The sequence below is a fragment of the Pseudomaricurvus hydrocarbonicus genome (assembly GCF_011602365.1).
Taxonomy (GTDB): domain Bacteria; phylum Pseudomonadota; class Gammaproteobacteria; order Pseudomonadales; family Cellvibrionaceae; genus Pseudomaricurvus; species Pseudomaricurvus hydrocarbonicus.
In genome coordinates, this window is record NZ_JAAONZ010000019.1 from 92,133 (window position 1) to 114,163 (window position 22,031).

Here is a 22,031-nt window from a genome sequence, read left to right on the forward strand (position 1 = left end):
CGAACAACGCAGCTGTAAGACACCGACGCCAGTCAAATTTGCTTCAGCCCCCAAGTGAGCATTTGTCCATGCCTTCAGCAATCAAGGCACAGGCAAGCGCGACTGCTACTATTAATGCACATTACCCGTGACCCAGGTCCACACAGGAAAAACCGTGATTCAGTCGTCAAGCCAAACCCAGAGCCAAATCAGCCCGCTCCTTCCCAAGGAGTTGGTCTATCGCCCCAGTGGCTCGCCCATGGACGAGGTTTTTGACGCCAACGGCAACACCAAGCCTCACTGGGAGGTGTTGCTCAACAGTTTTCACGCCCTGGGCTCTACCACGTTTCTCGATCGACTCAACAAAGCCCAGCGAATTCTTCGCGATGACGGCGCCACCTACAACATCTATGGCGACCCCAAGGCCCCCGACAACACCTGGGACCTGGACCTTATCCCGTCCATCATCAGCAGCAACGAATGGGGCAAAATTGAGTCCGGACTGCAGGAGCGGGCCGAGCTGTTCAACCTGCTGCTGAAAGACCTCTATGGCCCCCGGGAGCTGATCCGTCACGGCGTCATTCCCCCGCAGGCGCTGTTTGGCAACAAAGGTTTCCTGCGTGCCTGTCACGGCATTCAATTGCCTGGCGAGCACCAGCTGATCCTGCACGCCGTGGATTTAATTCGCGGCGCAGACGGCAACATGTGCGTACTGACCGATCGCACCCAATCCCCCAGCGGGGCCGGCTATGCGCTGGAGAACCGCACCGTGATGTCACGGGTGTTGCCAAGCCTGTATCGCAACAGCCAGGTGCATCGACTGGCAAGTTTCTTTCAGCAAATACGCGCCAAGCTGACCTCGTTATCCCCCAATCAGGAAGACCCGCGTATCGTGGTGTTGACCCCTGGGGCGCACAATGAAACCTATTTTGAACACGCCTATTTCGCCAACTACCTGGGGCTGCATCTGGTCCAAAGCGGTGACCTGATCGTTCGCAACGGCTATGTGTGGATGAAAACCCTCGACGGCCTCAGCCGGGTGGATGTGATTTTGCGACGCGTCGATGACCTTTTTTGCGATCCGGTTGAATTGCGCAGCGACTCCCAATTGGGCGTACCCAATCTGCTGACGGTTGTCCGCTCTGGCCGGGTGGCGATTGCCAACCCGCTGGGATCTGGCATTCTCGAGAATCCGGTATTTTTAAAATACCTGCCGCAAATTTCCAAAAAGCTGTTGGGCCGAGAGTTGCGGTTGCAATCGGTGAGCAATTACTGGGGCGGGGATCCGGAGGATCTTCGGTATATTGTCGACAATATCGAATCCCTGGTGATTAAACCGACTTTTCGCAGCGCGGACACCAGCAGTGTCTCCGGTCGTCGGCTGACCAAACAGCAGAAACAGGAGCTGATCACCCGGATCAAAGAGCGGCCGGAACAGTTTGTCGGCCAGCCCCTGCTCGATGCCGGTCAATTGCCTACCTACGTGGACGGTCAATTGCTGCCCCGGCCAGCACTGCTGCGCAGTTTTGCCGTGGCGCACTCCGGCTCTTACAGCGTCATGCCCGGCGGGCTGACCCGGGTCGGCGTGAAAGAAACGTCTTTTGAAATCTCCAACCAGTCCGGCTCCCAGAGTAAGGACACCTGGATCATCAGTTCGGAGCCCCAGGGCCCTCACGCCGGTGCGGACGAAGACGTCGCCGGTGCCCCCGGCCGCGACGCCGACCTGATCAGTCTGCCCAGTCGGGTGGTGGAAAACCTGTTCTGGATGGGGCGCTACGCCGAGCGCGCCGAAGCCTCACTGAGGCTGTTGCGCACCGTGTTTATGCTGCTCAACGGCGAGGAGCCGATCTCCCTCAACTGCCAGCGCATCATCCTCGAGACCGTCACGTCGGTCACCGCCACCCGCCCCGGCTTTATCAACTGCAGCGAAGCCTTGATCCGGTCACCGGAAAAAGAGCTGCTGCGTGTGGTCGGTGATGGCAGCAGCAGTGGCAGTGTGCGCTCCAACCTCAACGCCATGCTTTACTGCGCCGATGAGTCCAAGGAGCTGTTGTCCTCGGATACTCTGCGGGTCATCAATGACATTCGCGATGCCCTGTCAGAGCTGGATATCGGCTTGTCCGGTGGCCTGGCGTCCGCCCCGGAAGAGGCCCTGGATCCGCTGGTGACCGCGTTGATGGCACTGTCGGGCCTGGCCCACGAAAGCATGACCCGCGACTTTGGCTGGCGCTTTATGGACATTGGCCGTCGCCTGGAGCGCTCACTGCAAACCACCACCATCATTCACGGCCTGGTGGTACCCGAAGCACCGGAGGCCGACCAGAACATTCTCTTGTCAGCCCTGCTGCTGTCACTGGAGGCGCTGATCAGTTATCGCCGCCGCTACCGGGCGCGCATGGGAGTTCAAACCAGCCTCGATTTGGTGATGATGGACACCAGCAACCCGCGATCTCTGCTGCACCAGCTGGAGCAGCTCAACCGCCATGTGCGCAAACTGCCGCGGGCGCAGGACATTCGCCACGAACTGTCGCCCGAAGAGCGCGCCACCCTGCAGGCCGAAACATTGATTAAATTGTCACTGTTAACGGAGCTCAGCGCACGGGAAGACGGTGAACGCACACAGTTGAAACAAACCCTGGTGACGCTGAAAGCCTCGCTTAACACCATCAGCGAACTCGTCAGTGACAAATATTTCGACCACCGGGAAACTTCACAACAACTGGTCAGCAGTGTCTGGGAGAACAGCTAACGTGCGCTATCGTGTCACTCACATTACAGAATACCTTTACAGCGCGAGAGTCTCACACTGCTACAATCTGGCTCACATGATTCCTCGCAGCACCTTGCGACAAACCTGCCTGAACAATGAAATGACGGTCAGCCCGCTGGCGGCGCATCGCACCACCCGGGAAGATTATTTTGGCAACATCGCTTACCATTTTGAAATTCAGAGACCGCACAACAAACTGGTGATCAAAGCCATCAGCGATGTTGAAACCGGCCCGCAACACACATCCCTGAATCTGGATTTTGGCATCACCTGTAAACAGGCGCTGGAACAATTGGCGACGGTGTCGAAACCCGAAATTCATCTCGCCAAAGAGTTTCTGATTGAGTCGTCCATGATCAGAGCCACGGACGAACTGCGGGATTTTGCCGCCCCCTCGTTTGACCAAGACCGGCCTCTGCTGTCCGCGGTGATGGATTTAACCCGTCGAATTTATCGTGAATTCACCTACTCGCCACAGTCCACCACCATTGCCACGCCGCTGGAAGAAGTGATGCGGACACGCAAGGGCGTGTGCCAGGACTTCGCCCACCTGCAAATCGCGTGTCTGCGGGCGATGGGTTTTCCGGCCAAATACGTGTCGGGTTATCTGGAAACACTGCCACCACCGGGCAAAGAAAAACTGGTCGGGGCGGACGCCAGCCACGCCTGGATTTCGGTATTCTCACCCACCGAAGGCTGGTTTGAATTCGACCCCACCAATGATTGCCTGGTGTCGGAACAGCACATTATTACGGCCTGGGGGCGGGATTTTTTCGATGTGACCCCGTTGAAAGGCGTCATTTTTGGCGGCGGAAAAAACCCGGTTCTGAACGTTTCTGTGGATGTGGCGCGGCGGGGCTGAGACCGAACCAAACACCGGCGCGCCGGCCTCACCTTAAGCCACCGGATGGTCAACTTGATGAGGCGCGCGCGGGAACAGCATCACTGCCAGCAGGGTGTCGCTGCGACCTTATTGCGGCTGCAGCATGGCCTTGATTTCAAGAAATTCGTGCACGCCGGCGGCCGAAAATTCGCGCCCGTTACCCGATTGCTTGTAGCCCCCAAAAGGCGCGTTGTAATTAAACACGGCGCCATTCATCAGGCACTGTCCCGCGCGAATCCGGCGGGCAATGGCAATGGCCCCTTCTTCACTGCCGGCATAGACCGCAGACGCCAGTCCATAAGGCGTGTCGTTGGCAATCTCTACCGCCTCATCAATATCGGTGTAGGGAATCATACACAGCACCGGGCCAAAAATTTCTTCGCGGGCAATGCGCATCTGATTATGGACGTTGGCAAATACCGTCGGTGCCACGTAGTACCCCGGAGCAGAGTACCCCGCACCAGAGTACCCCGTACCATCGTCCCTCGAACCGCTCACCACGGGAGAATCCAATCCGCCGCACACAAGGGTTGCGCCTTCGTCCAAACCGATCTGGATATACTCGAGGATTTTTTGCTGCTGGGCGCGGGAAGAAATCGGACCGAGAAAGGCGTCTTCCTGCATGCCCACCACCAAACCTTCGGCAATGTCTTTCGCCAGTCTCACCGCCTCATCATACTTAGCGGCCGGCACCAGCATGCGCGTCAACGCCACGCAGGTTTGGCCGCTGTTGAGCATCACATCTTCAACACCGTATTGCACCGCCGCCTGCAGATCCGCATCTTCAGTAATGATCAGCGGTGACTTACCGCCCAGCTCCTGAGTCACTCGCTTGACGGTGGGCGCAGCGGCTTTGGCCACTTCAATACCGGCACGGGTCGAACCGGTAAACGACACCACATCCACTTCTGGGTGGGTGCACAAAGTTTCACCCACATCCACGCCATAGCCCGGCACCAGATTAAACACACCCGCCGGCACACCCGCAGCGTCGATAATTTCGGCCATGATAAAATCCTGCAGCGGCGTCTGCTCTGCCGGCTTCACGACCATAGTACAACCCGCCGCCAAAGCCGCGCCCACTTTGCCGACGAACTGGTGCAGTGGGTAATTCCAGGGATTGATAAACGCGCACACACCGGCGGATTCATACACCACCAGGGCCCCATCCACAGTGTCAACCTGTTCCGTTACGCCCGTGAGCTCGGCAAACAATCGCATCGCCTCAATGGGACCGTCGACCTGCAACCAGCCGGCGATGTGTTGCGGACAGCCCATGGTGGCAGAAATGGCGGCAGTCAAATCCTGCTTGCGCGCTTCCATGCCATCGGCGATGGCCAACAGCAATCTTTTGCGCTCTGCCGCAGACGTCTGGGACCAGCTCAGGAAAGCCTTGCGCGCAGCTTGCACCGCACGATTCACATCGTTGGCGTTGCCACGGGGAACTTCAGCCACCACTTTTTCTGTGGCCGGATTGATCACCGCGAGTGACGCGTCTGAGTCTGCATTCAGCCACTGGCCATCCATATAGAGCTGTGTGTAAGTCGTCATTCATTTTTCCTCGTGGCCAGCCATCGCTGACAGATTTTTTTACCCAGAGCCTGGTGGTATTCACGCTCAGCCCTGAAAATGCCCTTCGTCGCGCAATTCAGCAATGGTCGCTTCGATGGCCTGACGCAGAGTAGCGACGATGAAATCCACTTCGTCTTTATTCATGGTCAGGGGTGGCGACATCACATTCAGGTGTACAATGGCGCGGGTGATCAAACCCAGCTCATCGGCGTTATTGGAAACCCGCTTGCCAATGTCCAACTCTTCCGGAAACAGCGCCTTGGTTTTCTTGTCAGCCACATACTCGACACACACCATGAACTTGCGGCCGCGCACCTGCCCCACAATCGGCAGATCCTCCAGGGTTTTCAGTTGTTGCTCGAAATACGGACCCACCTCTTTAACATTTTCCAGCAGCTGTTCACGCTCCATAATCTCGATGTTCTTCAGGGCAGCAGCACAGGCAACCGGGTGACCCGAATAGGTAAAACCGTGAGCAAAACAGCGACCGGAATTTTCCGCATTCAAAACATCCCAGATTTCATCGCTGAACAGCAGCGCGCCCAACGGCTGATAGCCGGAGGTCAACCCTTTGGCGGAGGTAATCATATCGGGCACGATGCCAAACTCATCTTCCGACGCAAACCAGTGCCCCAGGCGACCGAAAGCGGTGACGACCTCATCGGATACATACAAGATATCATTGGCTTTGCAGACGGCGTGCATGCGCTTTAAATACCCTTCCGGAGCCACGATCACACCGCCGGCGCCCATTATCGGCTCCGCAAAAAACGCCGCCACGTTGTCGGCACCGCCAAGCTCTTCAATTTTATCTTCGAATTCCTGCACCAGCGTGTCGACAAACTCGGACTCGCTCATTCCCTCTGCCGCACAGCGGTAATAATTGGGGTAGGACAGGTGATGAATGGTGTCACTGATGAAATCAAACTCGGGCGGATGATCGCCGGGCTTACCACCGATGGACATCGACGCGTAGGTGGTGCCGTGATAAGAATTGATGCGCGAAATGATGTGTTTTTTAGCGTGTTTGCCACGACAATTCTGATAGTAGTGAATCATCCGGAATGCGGTATCCACCGCTGTCGATCCGCCACAGGTAAAAAACACATGATTCAGTGTCGCCGGCGCCAGGGACGCCAGCTTGGCGGCCAGTTCGGCGGCGGGAATGTTGGTCAGATCCACAAACGGGCTGGCGTAGGACAGTTGGTACGCCTGCGCGGCAATGGCCTCGGCCATCTCTTTACGTCCCAGCCCGATGTTGTTACACCACAGGCCACCGACCGCATCAAAATACTTGCGGCCTTCACTGTCAAAAATGTAGCTGCCTTCGCCCTTGACGATGGGCAGGGCGCCCTCGTCACGAAAAACATCAAACACTTGCCACGGATGAACATGGTGCGCTTTGTCTTTTTCAATTATGGCTTGCGTGTCATAACCGGGTTGAGTTGGGTCGAAGTCGCTCATACGCACCATCCTGCTTACTGTCTGTGGATTAAGATATGCCACCAGAATAAGCGTCCGGCTACCATGCCACCATCACCCTTGAGGGGTAGTAAGGCGGGGACATCAGTCTGACAAGCGTTTCCGTCAGCGATGTTTCAGCGAGCTTGCGGCCGATGCAGTGGACGAACGGGGCTAAATGACAGGAGACAGCCTAGATGCTGGTCAAGGGCGATTCAATGGGTGCCCGTATCCCCGGCTAATCTGTCGGGGGGGCGTGATAAGCGCTGAGGGGATCGCTACCGGGAACGCGGCCGGCCAATGAGATTGAAGACAGGAAGAGCGAAAACAACTCGGACTGCGATGAAATGTCCAGCTTGTTATACAAGTTGCGACGGTGCACCTTAATGGTTTCCATGGATATTTTTAACTTTTCGGCCATGGATTTGGAAGAGTGTCCGTGCAGCAGCAAACGCGCCACTTCACACTCGCGCTCCGTGAGCATGGAACTGCCAAAATTGCGCAGCGCTTCGGACAATTGTTTGTGCAGAGACACCCCCTGCTCCGGCTTTTGAAGCAATGCCCCTTGCCACTGCTGCTCCAGCATGGCCAGCAACCAGGGGGTTAATCGCCTCAAAGCATCGACTTCAGCCTCATCGAAGCTTTCAATGCGAGCCAGTGACAAATGCAGATAACCGGCATCCTTCACCGCCAACAGAAACCCCACTTCGTCCACCAGACTGGAAAAACGATAGTAGAGACGAAAGTATTCACTCTCATGAAAATCGTCGGGTGCCACTTCGTTGAGACGATACAAGCCAGACGGAATAAATTCCTGCGAGGCTTCATAAAAAGGATCCAGCAGGTAGGCACCGTTAATGTAATTGGTCAAATCGCCTTTTTTTTCCGGCTCGACATTAGTGCCCGTGATATCCGCAAACAGCACCGGCAAGGAATCGCAAGGAAAGCCCACCACCGCCAGGCTGTCGACGGGCGTGATCAAATTAATCAGATCCAGAATAGCCTGGGGAAAATCCTCGCTATTCAGACTACGGGTGGCCTGAGCCATGGCCGTTATGAACGCCTGGCTCGGCAGTAAACTTTGGGACATGACGGCCACTCAATCCACCTTTATCGGTCAGCCCTCAGGGGTTGAGAGCCTTTATTATATTTGTCTCAGGGAGCACTTCGAATGCTACGAAGGGTACATCAAAGCACCGTCTACGGCATTAAAATTCACCCACCACCGGTCTGCCCCCTCACTGGGTCTTATCATACCGCCTGGCCGCCGGTCTGGCATAGCCGACCCGGCCTGAGCGCCCGGCTCGAATCAGCTCGCCCAACGCCAGGCTGTTATCGTGTCCCTGCCAACCTGATAACGCACTACAACAGTGCGGCTATAACACCATAGGGTTATGGCTGAATAAGTGCCAACTCCATTAGCCTTAAGGGCAGTCACCACTCTCACCTTAGCCTGTGATCACGCTGCCCCGACGGACAGCAAAGCGACACGCCTCACAACCGGAGCAAGGCAGGGATAACAGAACACCATAACAACACTGGTAAGCCCCATGACCCACAGTTCAGCGCAGGCCTCACAAATCGCCACGGATCTCCCCCAAACCCAGCCCGGCAGCTATGACACCCCCGCCGCCATCGCCGCCGCCATTGTCATCAGCTTTGTTGGCAATGCCGTGGTTATGGGGATGCCCATGATTGTCGGGGCACTGGCCGACGACCTCGGCTTTGGCGAGCAGCAAGTAGGGTGGCTCGCCTCCGCCGACCTCGGCGGCATGTTCCTCGCCTCGCTACTGACCGCCATGGTCATTACCCGGGTCAACCGTCGTCAGCTGGCCATGGTCGGCATTATTATCGCCCTGATGGCCAACCTGCTCTCCTCCCAGTTTCACGATTTTACCACCCTGTTTTACACCCGGGTGATTGCCGGTATCGGCGGCGGCATCTGCTACTCCCTTGGGGTCGGCTGCCTGGCCGGCACCCATCACACCGCACGCAACTTCAGCATACTGATGTTTGCCCTGGTGACCATCAACGCCCTGGAGCTCTACAGCTTCCCGGTTCTGTCGGATGTCTGGGGAGTCAACGGGATTTACTACGCCTTCTGTGGCGCTTTCGTGTTGTGTTTTTTTGCCGTACCCAAGTTGCCCGCCTTCGCGGCCGAACCGACCGCGATCACAGAAACCGCCGACGGCCACAAGGTCCGCATACCCGGCTACCTGCCCAAACTTTGCCTGCTGGCCGTTTCCTGCTTTTACATCACCATTGGCTCCTTCTGGGCCTACATCGAACGAGCCGGTGTGGATGCCGGGCTGTCGGATGAATTTATTGCCAATACCCTGACCATCGGTACCCTGTTCACTTTGCTGGGCTGTTTTGTGGCCACCTGGCTCAGCAACAAGGCCGGCCAATCGAAACCCCTGCTGGTGGCCCTGCTCACCATGGTCGGGGCAATGGCGCTGTTGGCGCTGGGCATCAACCCCACGGTGTTCATCATTGGCAACTTCATGTTCAACGTGATGTGGTTGTTCACCGACATTTACCAGCTGGGCACCATCAGTAACGTCGACCACAGCGGTCGCTACGCGGCTTTGATTCCCGGCGCCCAGGGGCTGGCACAAACCATTGCCCCGACGGCCGCCGGCTTTTTACTGGCGGCCAATCTTGGCTATGGTGCGGTTATGCTGCTGGGCGCCGCCGGCTCACTGAGCGCCTTTGTGATCTACGCGTTTGTCTATCGCCAGCTGCGTCAACTCGCCCCGGAGCTGGCCGATGCCAGTTAAGGCGCATCCGGAACCGTGCGGCCAGAGGTTGGCCTGCCGGCGCAAACTCACGCCGGCGATTTGAACCACCCCACACCCAAGCGCTGCCCTGTCGGCGCTTGCATCACGCACCGGCAAGGTTGTCATCTGTTTCAATCCCCTAATGCCCTCAGCGGTGGTGCTCGACCACTTGCGCGTCGATCGGCAAATCCTGGCCGGCGCCAACCACGCGACCAAGCCTTGCCCTTCTCCAGCGTCAACATGTTGCGCCGCTATGCCCTGGGCCGGACGCGGGCATCAGGCTACCCGCGACCAGTTGTTGTGGCTTCGGATGACAAGCCCCGCCAGATGAATGCCCAGATGGCCGGAACAGATTGCGACCTGGCGAACCCGACACGCCGCCAAATGCACATTAAAGGCGTCAACAAGAAACGGGAAAGCCACTTAACGCGACACAATTTACACTTTTTTTAGGCTACTTTTATCTTTAAAAAACTCTGCATATACAAAAAAAATCAAAAAAACTAACCAACTTTTCTGGCGTTTCCACCCGTTAACAACAGACAAGGAATTTTCAGCGTCTGCACAGGATGTTGCCACTCAAAAAACAAATCTTGTCACAAAATCCCTCGGAAAAATTTAAAAAAGTGCTAAGGATTTTCGAACAAAAGGTCAGGGATTTTGCCTGCCCCCAAAAGTAGCAACCTCATCCTTCAATGCTACGCTTGGTATGAAAAGAACGGTGTAAGACCCAACTTTTTTTATGCAACCCCGCCAACGCACCGCTATTGAGTTTCCGTCGGACGCACCGCTGTTAAATTGATGGACGTTCACCCGGACCGGTTTTTGACAGAGTCCAGACAGGTGTAAGACAAGGATCAACGAGGAGTCACTATGAAAATCTTTACCCAAAAACTGTTGGCCATTGCTGTCATCACTGCCGCACTGCCGGCTACCGGCTGGGCACAACAGGACAGCGTCATTATTGCACAGAGCAATACAACCATTGGTCCCAGCGCCGGCGACCGGGAATTCACCTTGTCCGGCACAGGCACCAGCGACAAGGATTTCGACAACAGCAGTATGGGCGTATCTGCGGATCTGGGCTGGTATCTTTCAAGCCATTCCGTGTGGGGTATTCGTCAAAGCCTGAACTACGCCGACATCGAAGGTGAAAACACCAGTGATGACTTCTGGAACGGCAGCACCAGAGGCTATTACGACTACCACTTCCTCAGTGGCAAAGCGAGGCCTTTTGTCGGCGGCAGCCTGGGTGGCATCTACGGCGATGGGGTCAACGACAGTTTCTTCGCCGGGCTGGAGTTTGGTTTGAAATACTACGCCCTGGAAAATACGTTCATCCTGGCGAGAGCCGAATACCAGTTTTTCTTCGACAGCGGCAGTGATGCCGACGATGCCTTTGACGACGGAGCCTTCTCCTACGTGCTGGGCATTGGCTACCATTTTTAACCCTTTTTGTTTTTGGTCGAACACCGTCTGCGTCAGCGCAGTCCTCTTGGAGGCCTCACCCTTCCAGCCCTCAGTTAAGAGTGCTGCGGGCTGACGCTGATGGCAGACACCGCCAAAAGCGACCGATCAGATAACGGCGGTTATCTCTCTTTCGTTTTTAAAATTTTTTTGTTTATTAAATTTTAAACGAACCCGATTCTGCTCGTTAAACTGCCAATGACTATACTCATGTCATGGCAAATCGGGCGAATCCAGTATGAATCTCTTGGGTAATTTTTCCCATTGTCACGGCAAACGACTGCTGAAATTTCTCAGCGGCTGGGCTCTACTGATGGGGCTTGTGGTGTTACCCGTCGACGCACAAATACACGATCCGCTGGCACTGAAGGCGGACCCGGCCAGCGCCGACCAGCCCATCGCCCCATTATTAACCGGGCTTGGCGATCATCATTTTCCAGTGACCACCAGCGTCGCCCGTTCCCAAACCTATTTCGATCAGGGCCTGCGCCTGACACTGGGGTTTAATCATTCCGAAGCCCTGCGCTCGTTCAAGGAAGCCGCCCGCCTCGACCCCGAAAATGCCATGGCTTACTGGGGCATGGCACTGGTACTCGGCCCCAACCTGAATCTGCCCATGCAGGCCAGTGTCGTCCCACAAGCTTATGACGCCATCCAGCAAGCCCTCGCCTTGAAGCAGCGGGTGTCTGCCCGTGAACAGGCCTACATCGACGCACTGGCCGTGCGCTATAGCCCCACCCCCGAGGCCGACCGCGCCCCGCTGGACAGAGATTATGCCAGTGCCATGAAAAGGGTTATGGAACGCTTTCCCGACGACCCGGATGCCGCCACACTTTATGTGGCCGCCGTCATGAACACCAACCCCTGGGATTACTGGTATCGCGACGGCACGCCCAAACCCGGCACAGAAGCCATTCTGTCAACCTTGCAAGCGGTCTTGAAAGACAACCCCAATCACCCGGGAGCGCTGCACTACATGATTCACCTGGTGGAAGCTTTCCGCCCGGAACTGGGTGTCGACAGCGCCGACAGACTGGGCACATTGATGCCCGGGGCCGGCCATCTGGTGCACATGCCCGCCCACATTTACATGCGCGTCGGCCGCTATGGGGATTCCTACAACGCCAATGTGAAAGCCATCCTGGCCGATGAAGGCTACATCACCCAATGCCGGGCCCAGGGGCTCTATCCACTGGGTTACTATCCCCACAACATTCATTTTTTAGCCTGGTCAGCCATGTTCCAGGGACGCAGCAAAGAAGCGCTCTCCGCGGCCCGTAAAGTCGCGGGAAAAATTCCTGATTACCTGCAGGAAAACACCTGGGGATTGAACGAAACGTTCATCAGCCAGCCGATGTTTGTCATGGTCCGATTCGGACTTTGGGACGACATGCTGAACGAACCCCAACCGCCCGCGGGGGCTCGCTTTTTAAACGGTATCTGGCACTATGGCCGCGGCATGGCCCGGGTACACAACAACCAGATACACCAAAGTAAAAAAGAACTCAAAGCGCTGCAGAGGTTACAAAACGAAGTGACCCATGACGAAAATTATTACGTCGGGTTTGGCGCAGCGTCGACCCTGTTGAACATCGCCAAAGAAGTGTTGGCCGGCGAGATTGAAGCCAAACAGAAAAATTATGACACAGCCATTGCGCACCTGAGTCGCGCCGTGAGGCTGGAAGACGGCCTGATGTACAACGAACCGCCGGACTGGTATTTTCCCGTGCGTCACATTCTCGGCGCGGTGCTGCTCGACGCGCAACACCCCGCGGAAGCCGAAGTGGTTTACTGGGAAGATTTGCGCCGCAACCCCATGAACGGCTACTCCTTGTTCGGCTTGCAGCTGGCACTGAAAGCACAAAACAAAACGTCGGTTCACAAAGAAATTGAACAGCGATTTCAACAGGCCTGGCAACAAGCGGATGTCACACTGAGCAGCTCACGTTTTTAATGCCACGAAAAATTCAATTTATCGGCCTGCCGCAGAACCGTTCAACTCTTCCACGTTAAAAACCATCACCCGCAATCGGTGGAACTGCCACCGTTGTGTCGTGTTTTTACAACCCGGTCATTGACAGTAAATTCGACGTATTTTTTTATGATGATTGAAAAACAATCTCTTTGTCGTATTAATCATTCCACAAAAAAAATAACTCCAGAAGTGGCACATGAAATAATAAAACAGCGACTTTCCTGGTGCAGATCAGTAGCAAAACCTTGCGGCGCTGCTAGGCTTTAAGGTGAAAAGTACAATTATGACTAAAGCCGTCTTTTCACTGGGTTAATTGCTCTTGGTATTACTGTGTTTTGGAACTTTTTCCTCGGCACTAACCCTTACAGATGAAACGCGGTATGAGGTCAACTTAAGGAGACGCTATGAAAACTTTCACCAGAAACCTTTTGACCATCGGCGTACTGGCAGCCACGCTGCCCGCTGTGGCTCTCGCTCAAGACATGATTGGCCCCAAAGACGGAAGCCGCGAGTTTACGCTGTCAGGTACGGGCACCAGCGACAAGGATTTCGACAACAGCAGCATGGGCGTGTCAGTGGATTACGGCTGGTACACCTCATCGCACATGGTCTGGGGACTTCGTCAAAGCCTGAACTACGCGGACATCGAAGGTGAAAACGCCAGCGATGACTTTTGGAACGGCAGCACCCGCGGCTACCTGGATTACCACTTCCTCGATGGCGCCGCCAGGCCCTTTGTCGGTGCCAGTCTGGGGGGCATCTATGGTGATGGCGTTAAGGACAGCGGTTTTGCCGGTCTCGAATTTGGCCTCAAATACTATGCGCTGCCCAGCACGTTTATTCTGGCTCGAGCCGAGTATCAGTTCTTTTTCAGCAGCGGCAACGAAGCTGAAGACAATTTTGACGACGGCGCCTTTTCTTACGTTTTAGGCGTTGGCTATCATTTTTAACGACGAGCTGACAGCGCCTTAAATATCGAGAGGCTAACGTACAAATCAACTAACGACAGAACGGTTCAATAATGCGTAAACTCATAAAGGGTTATTGAACCGTTAACGAGAAACTGTGGCACGGGTGATTTCGCAGAACTCGACAACATCGTTCTGTTAAAAACCTGTCGGTGTGTTAACCGGGTTGGCTTGTGTTAAACATTTTCTGTCAAAAAAAAAAGGCCGGCTACCCAAAAGGTAGCCGGCCAAACTTTTTAAGAACAACTTAAATACGGGATAACGGTGACAGTGCCACCGTTAACGACATCGGGTCGTCATTTCTAAAGCCGACAAGGCTTAAAAATTGTAGCGAAATGTGACGCCGTAACTGGTTGGCTGCTGCCGATAGACCACGCGCCCGGCAAAGCCACTGAACGCATAGGTTTCAGCTTCGTTACCTTCCAAGTTCTTACCCCACAGGGTCACAGCCCATTGATCGTCGGCATTGGTCAGTGAGAACTGGGCGTCCAGACTGCTGATGGGGCCGTAACCCGTATTGGGATCCCCCAGGGCCGCGTACTGTTCATCCACCCAACTGGCACTGGTCTGAACGCGGGCAATCAAATCACTCCCCACAAACCACTCATAGCCCACCATACCGTTGTAACTCCACTCTGGCGATTGCGCCAGCACCTGGCCTTCGCCGATGGAGTTGGAAATGTGATCCACCGTGTTCGGAGAATTGGGATCGTCGGAAATTCCGCGCATGTCGGCAGTGCTTGGCGCCTTGGTCACTTTGCTGTTGAGGTAAGCAACGCCCAGACGTATTTCCAACCCTTCCGACGGCAGCCAATGCACATCCAACTCTGCCCCTTCGGTCTGCGACTCAGGGATACTGATCATGGTGGTGTCGTAAACATCGAGCCCCAGATAGGTACTGAAATCATCTTCCAGATAGGTAATCAGTGACTGGCGGTTTTTGTAGTCCAGAATAAACGCCGCACCATTAATCTGCAGGCTGTTGTCCAGCAGAGTCGCTTTAAAGCCCAACTCGTAACTGAGAACTTCTTCCGGATCAACATACGCCCAGGCCACACCCGGATCGGGATCCAATACCGGCGCGCCATAGTAGAGACCACTCTTGTAGCTGGTGGCAACGTTTCCGTAAATTAACCAGTTGTCCGCCAGCGCCCAATCCAAACCGATTTTGCCGGTGAGGTCATCTTCTTTGTGGGTTTCATCAAAATCGATCAGCACATCGTAGAAACTGCCGTCGGCATCGGTATTCACGTCGGTGCCGTCAAACGAGCGCTCGTCCTGTGAGTAGCGCAAACCCACGGTCAACGACAGGGTATCCGTCAGGTCGGTTTCCGTGTGCAGGTAGGCCCCCAAAGAGTCAGTCACCTGCTCGTAATCCGCTACCAGCAAATCCGTTCCCACATCGCCAAACGTTTCGTAAGCCACGAAGGAGTCGTCAAAAATGCCAAGGGCTTCCACCACTTCATGGGAATAATTAAAGCCCAGAATCCAGCTGAAAGCACCGCTGGTGTTGCCGGTGAAACGAAATTCCTGGGACATCTGCTCAATCTGGTTGTCCTGGAAAAAATCCGTAATGCGCTCACTGGTGCCGCCGTAGTTATCCACAACTTCCTGATCATAACTGTCCCAGGCGGTGATGGAGGTCAGGGTAAACGCCTCAAAATCGGTGGTCAGGTTCAGGGAAATACCGTGCCCTTCCTCATCCCGGCCCACATCCAGATTGCCGACTGTGACCTTGGCAGGGTCTTTCGGACTGTTCAGTTCTGGATAGCCCCACAGCTCGTGCTGCTCTGCATCCGGAGACAAGGGGGTCGAAGTGTCGCGGGTATAATAGGCTTTTAACAACGCGGTGGTGTTATCGCCCAGATCAAAGTCCAGCAGGCCGCGAATCGCATGGCTGTCAGCTTTGCCATATTCGTTGCCGGTGTTGACATCCTTCTGCCAGCCCTCGCCCTGGTCCACATAATTCATCGCCACACGACCGCGCACCCGCTCATTGAGTGCACCACTGACAGCACCGGTCATTTCCACGGTGTTCCAGCGACTGTAATCCGCCTCCACGTAAGCCTCAACGTCGTCAGTGGGCTTGTTGCTGATAAAGTTGATGGCGCCACCGGTGGTGTTCTTACCGTAGAGAGTGCCCTGAGGCCCTTTCAGCACTTCAACCCGCTCGATATCAAACAGCTGACCATTCAGCAGCGCCGGTGCACTGGCAAACACTTCATCGGTGTAGATACCCACACCGCTGTTGTTGTTAGGGCTGAAATCATCAAGGCCGATACCGCGGATGGCAAAAATGGGGGTACCACCGGAAGTGGCGTTGGTCGTGGCCAATCCGGGAGTGTGCGCCCCCAGATCCACTGCACTCTCCATCTTCAGCTTTTTCAGATCTTCACCGCCAAAAGCGCTGGCGGAAACACCGATGTCATTGACACTTTGCGCGCGTTTCTGGGCGGTCACCACCACCTCTTCAATTTGCGCGGCCAGGGCCCCCGCAGAAGCCGCCATAGTGGCAACACTGATGGTGCTGGCCAACAGCTGTTTGCGAGCCTGTCGGCTCGGGGTCAAAAGAGTTTTGATCATGGGCTTTTCCTCGGATTCATTTAGCACACTCCGGTTTTGACCGGATTCGGCACAGTCTTGAACATCTGAGGCTCAGGGTATGCTGCTGTTGCGAGGGGATTAATAACCTATTAGGGTTAGGCGGCCAGCAACTACCCCCATAGGGGTAGTCAGGCAAAGGAAAAGGAGTAAAGCCCCACGAAAAAATGGCTCTTCATGAGGCGTTGAAGAAGGCCGTGCACCAGTTGGTAACACACGAGCGGTTAGCCCTGTTGGCTAAGCCGCAACATGCCACAACAGATAAACGGTCAAAGAGGTCGCCATAGCAGGTTATGGCCTAAGACCACGCACCCGAACATTAATTCCAAAAACTGGCTACCCGTTCAAACACCCAGAAGGACGCCATGGAGCCCACCACATAGGCCGGCAAGCGGTGCGCCCACACAGGAATGCTGACGGGCAAGCGCTGGATGACTTGCCAGACCACCAGCACGGCAGCAACGAACGCCAACTGCCCCACCTCAACCCCGAGGTTAAACACCACCAGTGCGGTCAAAATGGCGTTTTGAGGCAAGCCAATCTCCCCCAGGGCCGCCGCAAAACCCAAGCCGTGCAATAAGCCAAACGCAAAGGCGACGATCCAGGGGCTGCGCTCGGTCAAACCTGGATGCCCCTGTTGCCCGCGAATGATTTCTGTGGCGACAAAAACAATACTCAAGGCAATACAGGCTTCAACCGGCGGCACCGGTATCACCACCAGTTCCAGGGCCGCCAGAATCAAGGTAATGCTGTGCGCCACCGTAAACGCGGTAATGGTGGCAATCAACTTGCGGGTGCTGCGCACCAACAGCAACAACACAAACACAAACAGCAGGTGGTCGATGCCAAACACAATGTGCTCAACACCCAGCACAAAGTAGGTAACCACCGTTTCTGACCACCCGGGCTGCAGCGGAACTTGATAGCTTGGTGCCTCCGGGGAGAAACGATGAGACAAGGTCGCACCGTTTCGGTATTCAATGCGCGCCAACACTTCGGTGGGCGTTTTTTCCAGCCCCTGGATCGTGATCGCCAGTCCTGCCAGCCCCTGTTCACGCCGGATCTTCCAGTCGCGCAGATTGGAACCGCTGACGTTGCGCTCAAAAGGCTGCGACAGCACTTCCACCTCGCTCCCAAAAAGCACATTCAAAGCCAGACGCTGGTTCTCGCCACGCCCGGGGACCCGCCAGTGGACATCAATGACCTGATTATCCTGTTCTATCAACTGCAAATAAGCCGGTCTTAACTCATCGGCAGAGGCCGCGCCGCCAAACACACCGACACACATTACCCACACAGCAGCCCGACACAGTAACCACCAGGATTTGCCAACATACCGTGTATTTCCCTGGCGAGCGTGTGTATGACCATCACTGACCAAACGTGGACTCCAACAGCGCATCAGCTTTCCGCCCCCGGCGGCCATTCAATAACCACCTTGTACTCTGCCAGCAGCCCCTGCCTTATTTTGCTTTTTATCTCATTGGTTGTGTCATAAGACCAGTCCCTTAGCACTTCGGCTCGAACGTCTTGCAGCGCTGGCACTTCGCCCTCGATACGCTCAGTCACTTTGATAAAATGCATGCCCATCCCCGATCGGTAGGGCTCACTCCATTGATTCAACAACAAGCCATCGAGCTGTTCAGAAAAACCACGGCCAAAAAGGTTGTTCACCTGAAAATCCGGCGCCTGCTCAAATTGAGAGGCCAACATGGACGCATCACTGCTGACTGGCTGACGGTTGCTCAAGGCTTGCCGGACTTCAGAAATTCGCTGCTGCAATGCCTCACTGGAACGATCGGGGTTGATATAAATTTGCTCGAAACTGTAGCGACTGCTGCTGCGATACTTGTGCGCATGAGCCACAAAATACGCCTGCAATTCCTGTTCTTCCGGCTGCATGTCAGACGCCATAGAAACGGATAAAAACTCCATTTTTTGACGCAGACGTCGACGGATCAGGGTGTCGTCTTTATCAATTCCCAACGCGACCGCCTGACGATAATAAATTTCTTCGAGGACAAAATCATCAACCAGCTTTTGCAGCTCTTCGTCACTGGGGGCGCGATTCCAGGTCCGCCGGAACTGGGCAATAAGGCTGTTAATGCGTCCCTCCTGCACCACAATGCGCTCACCGTCTGCCAGTGAATCCGGGTTAAGGTAGCCATAGCCAACAAAAAAAACGGCTCCGATCAACAGGAAGTGCAATAGCGGTTCTTTAAGAATGTTCATAACTCTCACGACTCTCACGGCCTGACAAAAAAGTGAATCACGCAAACGGGCAAATCACCGCCCTCAGGGAATGACACAATTGCGGTACAACGGTTGCTCATCTTTACGCACCATTGCCGCATCACCCTGGCTCCAATAATCAAGTCCATCGCCCTGATAACGCTCGCCCGACGCCGAGGGCACCCGGGTTAATAGCGACACCGTTTGGGTTTGCCGGTCACTGAGCATCACCTGGTTTTGGTTTAATTCCAGGCGCTCATTATCGACCACATACTGCTTATAAAACACCAAAAAGTGATTCCCCCCATCGCATTCATATTCCATCACCGTTAGCTGATCATTGTCCAGGGCTGTAGCCGAATCTTTGCCCAAAGCTGTAGGCACCTTGGCGTCATCCAAACACAGCGGCCTGTCATACTCGGCGCAGGCTCTGTGAGTACAGGCCGCCAACGCTGCATCGGCAGAACGGCTGCAGGTATTACAGCCATCCGAGTAGCGCCGGCAACTGGAAGCAATCAGTGTTTTCCCGCTATGGGCATCGTACGACCCTGCCCCTGAAGACGGTGCCGACGGCTCAGCGCCTGGCCCCTGCGCTCCAGAACAACCGCCCAGCAAAACCAACCCGCACAGGCACACGATCCACAGCCCCTTCATCAGTTCTGCTTGTTTGACGATCACACACTGAACTCTCTCAATCGACCGCCGAAACCTTAACCCGTCCCAATCGCCCACGACGATCCGACTCCATCCCGCTGACATGCATTGACTATGATTCTAGACGACTGTCGCGGTTAACCATGACAATCTTCGCCTGGGCGGGAAGTATTTCGCCGAGCACCCCGCTAAAGCTCCCGGTCATTAGACTGCCGTTAGACTACAGCCGTTAGACTACAGCCAGCCAAATTCACGCTATAATGTGCACTTTCTCTCTTCTATATTTGTTTCAGGAGTAACACTGTGACCCTTTTTCGCCCATGTATCGATCTCCACCAGGGTCAAGTGAAACAAATTGTTGGCGGCAGCCTCAACGATGAAGGCGCGGAAACGAATTTCATCAGTTCCTATGACGCCGGCTACTACGCCGAACTCTATCGCCAATACAACCTGCAGGGCGGGCACGTGATTGCCCTCGGGCCCGGCAACCGGGAACAAGCGCTTAAAGCCCTGTCTGCCTGGCCCCAGGGCCTGCAGTTTGGCGGCGGCGTGAACGCGGAAAATGCCGCTGAGTATCTCAATGCCGGCGCATCACACGTCATCGTCACCTCGTACCTGTTCGAAAATGATGAGTTTTCCTGGTCAAGACTGGAAAACGTCAAGGCCGAAACCGGCGTCGACAAACTGGTGCTGGACCTGAGCTGTCGGCGCACCAAAAAAGGCTGGAGTATTGCCACCAACCGCTGGCAAACCGTTACCAACACCGTCATTGATGCTCCAACCCTGGCGGAACTGAGCAAACATTGCGCAGAGTTTTTAATTCACGCAGCCGACGTCGAGGGCTTGCAGGGAGGCATTGATGAGGAGCTGGTACGCCTGCTGGGCAACATCTGCCCCATCCCGGTCACCTACGCCGGCGGCGCCCGCTCACTGGACGATCTGGAGCTGGTGGACAACCTGTCGCAGAGTAAAGTCGATCTGACCATCGGCAGTGCACTGGATATTTTTGGCGGCCAGGGTGTCACCCTGGAAGCCTGCATCGAGTGGAATCAACGGAATTCACGCTAACGTCAGCCCGCCCCCAAGCGCCATCACGTCACTGCCACACCAGGGGGCATGGCCATGCCTGGCAGCCAGCTGGCTTAAGAGGCCCTGCAACCGGAGGTAGCTCCTTTAACAAGGCGGCTGCCTGTCGCAGAGCCCTGCAACATATGCTCATGCGGGAAGAGCGTCCCCGGCGGCCTTACACTCAATTCGCCTGAGCAGAAAAACTCAGGCAGGCTGCGCCTTGCTCTGCAGCCGCTGGGCCACAAAATAGTCCACAACCTCCACTAACGTTTGTCGCAAAAATTGATGGGCTGCTGAATTTTTAACCCGTACATGTTGTGCCAGCACGTATTGCACCTTGAGCTTTTCACCGTCCGGCAAGGGCAAACTGACAATGCCACTGCTGAGTGTGGAATCTTCCACAAACACCGGTGGCCCCGGCATCAGATAATCGGTGCGTTTGAGCACCTGCAGCGCGGTAAACAGGTGCCCGGTTTCAAAGTGCGGAGGCACCACGGCTTCATGGCGGATAAAGGCGCTGTCACCTCGGGCGACAAACAGAGCCTCTTTCAGGTCGGGGATGAACAGCTGCATATGCGGGTAGTCGGACACCATGTCCCAAGTGAGCTCTTTGCCTTCCAGCGGGTGCCCCTGGCGGGCAAACAACACCGGTGAGGCGTGCCCCAGAGACGTCAGCTCCACTTCCGGCGGGTAAATATGCTGCTCAACCTGAATGGCAAAATCCAGTTCGCCGCTGGCCAGCAATTCCAATTGGTGCTCCGCTCGACTGACAGACTTCAGGCGCATCCCCGGCGCTGTCTTCGCGAGCCTAGCCATCAGTTCCGGCAGCAGCCAAAAGCCAATAAACTCCGGCACTATCAAGGCAAATTCGCCCTCGTAGCTCAGCGGGTCAAAATCCGAAGGCTGGATCAGCTGTTGCAGCTCCCCCAAAAGATTAGGCAAATGCGCCGCCACGTCGAGTGCCCTGGGGGTCGGCACCATGCCCGCAGCGCTGCGGGTGAACAGACGATCATCAAACAACTCCCGCAATCGCCCCAGAGACTTACTCATGGCCGATTGAGTCAGAAACAGGCGCTCCGCCGCCCGCGACACATTGCGCTCTTCCAGCAACGCCTGAAACGTCACCAGTAAGTTCAGATCAATACGATCCAACTGCCGAATGTCCATCACTGCCCCGTCTTATGAATAGAATTCATAGTATAGTTGAAAACAAGCAATTTGAAGAATAGTGGATGGAATTTTATACTGCTTAGCAAGTCATCAGGAAGCCGGATTGAACGCTTCCAAGACTCGGCCCCAAACGATTGCGGGGCAGCAAACACTTTCCACAACAGTGAGGTTTTAGCCATGACATATTTTATCTTCAGTCTCTACTTAGCTTTACTCGGCGCTGTTGCTTATGACGATCTGCGTGATGTGAACCACCCAGCCACCAATCACACAGCCTGAATTCCAGCAGTCAGTTTTTAGTACAATCAACTCTCTCAGCCCGCACTTCGCGGGCTTTTTTTTGGTTCATCGCGGATTGGCGTGAAAAGGTAGGAGACGACGGTAAAACCGGTTAGTTTTGAGTTCGCCAAAACAACAAACCCAACCGACTTACCGCCGCCTTATGAATGCT

At 55.1% G+C, this 22,031-nt stretch carries 16 protein-coding genes; 8 read left to right on the forward strand and 8 right to left on the reverse strand.

Annotated elements, in window-relative coordinates; translation table 11 throughout:
• The first annotated feature begins 154 nt into the window (after window positions 1-154).
• Entirely contained in the window at window positions 155-2,728 is a 2,574-nt protein-coding gene (locus tag G8770_RS19615) for a circularly permuted type 2 ATP-grasp protein (protein ID WP_208022387.1), read from the forward strand.
• 1 nt (window position 2,729) lies between these two features.
• A complete protein-coding gene (locus G8770_RS24570) occupies window positions 2,730-3,611 on the forward strand; it encodes a transglutaminase N-terminal domain-containing protein (RefSeq protein ID WP_167191061.1) in 882 nt (293 codons plus the stop codon).
• Window positions 3,612-3,719: 108 nt separating this feature from the next.
• Here the strand turns inward: G8770_RS24570 and G8770_RS19625 are convergent, their stop codons facing one another.
• The 3 genes from G8770_RS19625 to G8770_RS19635 form a co-directional block, all read right to left on the reverse strand.
• Window positions 3,720-5,183 (reverse strand): aldehyde dehydrogenase family protein, encoded by a 1,464-nt coding sequence (locus tag G8770_RS19625; protein WP_167191064.1) that lies wholly within the window; start codon window positions 5,181-5,183, stop codon window positions 3,720-3,722.
• 66 nt (window positions 5,184-5,249) lie between these two features.
• On the reverse strand, window positions 5,250-6,668 hold the full coding sequence (locus G8770_RS19630; RefSeq protein WP_167191066.1) for an aminotransferase: 1,419 nt from the start codon (window positions 6,666-6,668) through the stop codon (window positions 5,250-5,252).
• Window positions 6,669-6,903: 235 nt separating this feature from the next.
• Window positions 6,904-7,755, reverse strand: a complete 852-nt coding sequence (locus G8770_RS19635; RefSeq protein ID WP_167191069.1) for a helix-turn-helix transcriptional regulator — start codon at window positions 7,753-7,755, stop codon at window positions 6,904-6,906.
• A 460-nt stretch (window positions 7,756-8,215) separates the two neighbouring features.
• On the opposite strand from G8770_RS19635, the gene G8770_RS19640 reads away from it, so the two are divergent.
• The 5 genes from G8770_RS19640 (at window position 8,216) to G8770_RS19660 (ending at window position 13,837) form a co-directional block, all read left to right on the forward strand.
• Window positions 8,216-9,445 (forward strand): MFS transporter, encoded by a 1,230-nt coding sequence (locus G8770_RS19640; RefSeq protein ID WP_167191072.1) that lies wholly within the window; start codon window positions 8,216-8,218, stop codon window positions 9,443-9,445.
• Between the two features lie 15 nt (window positions 9,446-9,460).
• Window positions 9,461-9,898: a hypothetical protein gene (locus tag G8770_RS19645; protein ID WP_167191075.1), complete on the forward strand. Its 438-nt coding sequence runs from the start codon at window positions 9,461-9,463 to the stop codon at window positions 9,896-9,898.
• Window positions 9,899-10,318: 420 nt separating this feature from the next.
• Entirely contained in the window at window positions 10,319-10,894 is a 576-nt protein-coding gene (locus G8770_RS19650; RefSeq protein WP_167191078.1) for a hypothetical protein, read from the forward strand.
• A 256-nt stretch (window positions 10,895-11,150) separates the two neighbouring features.
• A complete protein-coding gene (locus G8770_RS19655; RefSeq protein ID WP_167191080.1) occupies window positions 11,151-12,866 on the forward strand; it encodes a tetratricopeptide repeat protein in 1,716 nt (571 codons plus the stop codon).
• A gap of 425 nt (window positions 12,867-13,291) precedes the next feature.
• On the forward strand, window positions 13,292-13,837 hold the full coding sequence (locus G8770_RS19660) for a hypothetical protein (RefSeq protein ID WP_167191083.1): 546 nt from the start codon (window positions 13,292-13,294) through the stop codon (window positions 13,835-13,837).
• A gap of 336 nt (window positions 13,838-14,173) precedes the next feature.
• Here G8770_RS19660 and G8770_RS19665 read toward each other — a convergent pair whose 3' ends face one another.
• The 4 genes from G8770_RS19665 to G8770_RS24575 all read right to left on the reverse strand — a co-directional run bounded on the left by G8770_RS19665 (window position 14,174) and on the right by G8770_RS24575 (window position 19,366).
• Window positions 14,174-16,438 (reverse strand): TonB-dependent receptor, encoded by a 2,265-nt coding sequence (locus tag G8770_RS19665; protein ID WP_167191086.1) that lies wholly within the window; start codon window positions 16,436-16,438, stop codon window positions 14,174-14,176.
• A 337-nt stretch (window positions 16,439-16,775) separates the two neighbouring features.
• Entirely contained in the window at window positions 16,776-17,858 is a 1,083-nt protein-coding gene (locus tag G8770_RS19670) for a HupE/UreJ family protein (RefSeq protein ID WP_208022388.1), read from the reverse strand.
• Window positions 17,858-18,688: a peptidyl-prolyl cis-trans isomerase gene (locus G8770_RS19675; RefSeq protein ID WP_167191089.1), complete on the reverse strand. Its 831-nt coding sequence runs from the start codon at window positions 18,686-18,688 to the stop codon at window positions 17,858-17,860. Before G8770_RS19675 ends, G8770_RS19670 begins: the two co-directional genes overlap by 1 nt.
• Before the next feature lie 63 nt (window positions 18,689-18,751).
• Window positions 18,752-19,366 carry an MliC family protein gene (locus G8770_RS24575; protein WP_167191092.1) on the reverse strand — a complete coding sequence of 205 codons (615 nt, stop codon included), beginning with the start codon at window positions 19,364-19,366 and terminating at the stop codon, window positions 18,752-18,754.
• Window positions 19,367-19,645: 279 nt separating this feature from the next.
• On the opposite strand from G8770_RS24575, the gene hisA reads away from it, so the two are divergent.
• Window positions 19,646-20,410: a phosphoribosylformimino-5-aminoimidazole carboxamide ribotide isomerase gene (gene hisA / locus G8770_RS19685; protein ID WP_167191094.1), complete on the forward strand. Its 765-nt coding sequence runs from the start codon at window positions 19,646-19,648 to the stop codon at window positions 20,408-20,410.
• A 204-nt stretch (window positions 20,411-20,614) separates the two neighbouring features.
• Here hisA and G8770_RS19690 read toward each other — a convergent pair whose 3' ends face one another.
• Complete coding sequence (locus G8770_RS19690) at window positions 20,615-21,577, reverse strand: LysR family transcriptional regulator (protein WP_167191097.1); 963 nt, start codon at window positions 21,575-21,577, stop codon at window positions 20,615-20,617.
• Between the last annotated feature and the right edge of the window lie 454 nt (window positions 21,578-22,031).